4 protein-coding genes are annotated in these 2,794 nt (G+C 75.0%); 3 read left to right on the forward strand and 1 reads right to left on the reverse strand.

Annotated features, from left to right (window positions below; all coding sequences use genetic code 11):
* Positions 1–242: hypothetical protein (locus tag JNW89_RS33500; protein WP_238452091.1), on the reverse strand; the 242-nt coding region annotated here is incomplete at its 3' end.
* 521 nt (positions 243–763) lie between these two features.
* Between JNW89_RS33500 and JNW89_RS33505 the strand changes: the two genes are divergently transcribed.
* The 3 genes from JNW89_RS33505 to JNW89_RS33515 form a co-directional block, all read left to right on the forward strand.
* Entirely contained in the window at positions 764–1,219 is a 456-nt protein-coding gene (locus tag JNW89_RS33505) for a hypothetical protein (RefSeq protein ID WP_238452092.1), read from the forward strand.
* Positions 1,220–1,292: 73 nt separating this feature from the next.
* A complete protein-coding gene (locus JNW89_RS33510) occupies positions 1,293–1,811 on the forward strand; it encodes an ImmA/IrrE family metallo-endopeptidase (protein ID WP_238452093.1) in 519 nt (172 codons plus the stop codon).
* A partial coding sequence (locus JNW89_RS33515) for an MAB_1171c family putative transporter (RefSeq protein WP_238452094.1) occupies positions 1,808–2,794 on the forward strand: 987 nt, incomplete at its 3' end. The genes JNW89_RS33510 and JNW89_RS33515, both read left to right, overlap by 4 nt.

A 2,794-nucleotide genomic window follows, 5' to 3' on the forward strand; every position in this document is an offset into this window, starting at 1 on the left:
CCGAGCGCGAGCAGCCCCACCGCCGTGGTCGGCACGCCGGCCCGCACCGAGGCGTCGAACCGGTGCTCCCCCGCCTCGACGCGCACGGTGAACCGCACCCGACGCACCGGGTCGGGAAAGGTGGCGTCGGCCGGGCCGGCCAGGCCGAGCGCGAGCAGCCCCACCGCCGTGGTCGGCACGCCGGCCCGCACCGAGGCGTCGAACCGGTGCTCCCCCGCCTCGACGCGCACGGTGAACCGCACCGACGCACCGGGTCGGGAAAGGTGGCGTCGGCCAGCAGCGCGACGGGACCGACGACGGCTGCCGCGAGCAGGGCGGCCGGGTCGACGAGGGTCACCCGGGCGCCGAGCAGCGTCACGGTCTCGGTGTCGGCCGGAGTGCGTACCCGTGTCCCGTCATTCGTCCACGTCCCTCGCCGCTGGGGTCCCCCGCCGGCAAGTCTGACACCCGGCCACCGCGGCTGCCACCAGGCGGACGTCGTGGGCAGGGGTGCGGCACGGCGTACCGCACCCCTGCGGCGGGCCGGGCCCCGGCCCGGCCGCCCGCGTCCCGTGGTGATTCCGACGGACCCCCGATGGCGCATGGCTGCGCGCTCCCGTCGAACCTGCCAGGACGCCCCTGGCATTGGGCGGTGCCATGATCACACCAAAGTGTCCACTCCCCGTGCCAGGGGTGGTAATGCTATACATACTCGCGGTAGCGGCGTCAACAGTCGGTGCCAGCGTCCCGGCCGGTGTCATCGCGCGTGTGCGGAGGAGTCCCCTTGCCCCAGGTCACCGAGCTGCACGACGACTCCTTCGCCGCCCGCCTGGACTGGCTCTTCCGGACGGTGACCGACCCGCAGGGCCGGCCGTACAGCGTCCGGTACGTGGCCCAGGAGCTGACCCGGCGCGGCTGCCGGATCTCGCACACCCACCTGAGCAACCTGCGGCAGGGGCGCGCGCCGGACCCGCGACAGTCCGTGGTGGACGCCATCGCCGCCTTCTTCGGCCAGCCGTCGAGCTTCTTCGCCCCCGGTCAGGACGACGTGGACGGTGGGCGCGACCTCGCGCACGCTCTGGCCAACCCGCACATCAAGCAGGTGGCCATGCGGCTGGCCGACGCCCGGCTCTCCCCCGAGGGCCACGCCGCCGTGGTGGCCATGATCGAGCAGGTGGAACGCCTGGAGGCCGCCGCCCGCGCCCGCCGCTCCCACGAGCGCCCGGCGGAGGCGAGGTGAGGACGGCGCGGGCCACCGGCGGTGGCTGCGTCCGGCTGCGGAACCGGTACGCCCACCACCCGGCGCCGGTCCGATGATCCGGCGACGACGCGCGGCGGGCGAGGACCAGCTGCGGCAGTTGCGCCGCCAGTCCGAGCAGGCCCTGGACGCGCTCGGACTGACCGGCGGCTTCACCTTTGGCGAGTTGCACGAACGGGTGGAACGGCGACGCGGCCGGCCGGTGCACCTCATCCCTCGGGAGCTGCCCGCACTGGCCCCGCACGGGCTTTGGGTGGCCGGCGAGCACGCCGACTACATCTTCTACGCCGCCAACGCCAGCCCGGTCCGCCAGCGCCTGATCATCGGGCACGAGTACGGGCACGCCCTCTTCGACGACGCCTCCCCGGCGTCCGGGCTGGACCGGGCCGCCGCCGCACCGGCCCCGCTGGCCCGCAGCTCGTACGACGCGCCGCAGGAGCGGCGGGCGGAGATCTTCGGCAGCCTCGCCGTGCAGCGCGCGGAGAGCTGGTCGGAGATACCGGTCACCGCGCCGGCCGACATCGCCCTCGCCGACCGGCTCGCCGCCGCCCTCGAAGGACGCCGCCACCCGTGATCAGCCTCGTCCGTGACCTGATGATCGGCGTGACGCTGACCTGCTGGGTGATGAGCCTCTACAAGCTGCGCGACCTGGCCCGCAACCCGCGCTACCGGCCGCTGCGGGCGCTCTGCCTGGCCCTGGTCGGCATCACGGTGTCGCTGACCATCCAGCCGTTCATGCCGGCCCTGGACCGGGCGCTCGGCGTGCTCGACCTGGCCCGGCTGCTGTCCAACTGCCTCACCCTGGTCTCGGCCACCGCCGCGCAGGCCTTCCTGCTGCACATGACCGGGGACGACGAGCGGACCCGCCGCCGGGTCCGCCGCCGCACCGTCGCGCTGTTGGTCAGCATCGCCGCGATCGCGGTGCTCTTCGCGCTGACCCCGGCGCGGACGGCCCTGGACGATCCGCGGGTGGCCAGCGGTCGCTACTACGGCGACCCGTTCGACGCCCCCTTCCTCTACGTCTACCTGGCCTACCTGGGCTGGTCGATGACGCAGGTGGTGGCCCTGGCCCGGCGGTACGTGCGGCAGGCCGGCCGGCCGCTGCTCCGCCTCGGCCTGCGACTGATCGTGGCGGGCGCCGCGTGGGGCCTGGTCTACGTGCTGGGCAAGCTGACCGCAGTGGCCGTCGGCGCGCTCTGGCCCGGCTCCGCGCTCGCCTCCGACGCGGTGGTGGTGTTCAGCTTCACCGTCTCCATCCTGCTCATCCTGATCGGCTCGACGCTGCCGTCCTGGGGGCCGCTGGTCGGTCTCGACCGGCTCGGGGCGCGGCTGGGGGCCGTCGTCGACCACCACCGGCTGCGGCCGCTCCAGGCGGCGGTGCACCGGGTGCTGCCGGAGATCGCGCTGCTGCCCGAGCCGCGCGGGGCCGCCGGGCTGCTGGCGGTGCTGCGCGACCCGTACCTGCGCCGGGTCCGCGCCACCGTGGAGATCCTCGACGGGTACGCCACCCTGCGCCCCTGGATGTCGCCGCGCTGCTGCGCGCCGCCGAGGCGGCCG

Source organism: Micromonospora sp. 4G55, from assembly GCF_016803375.1.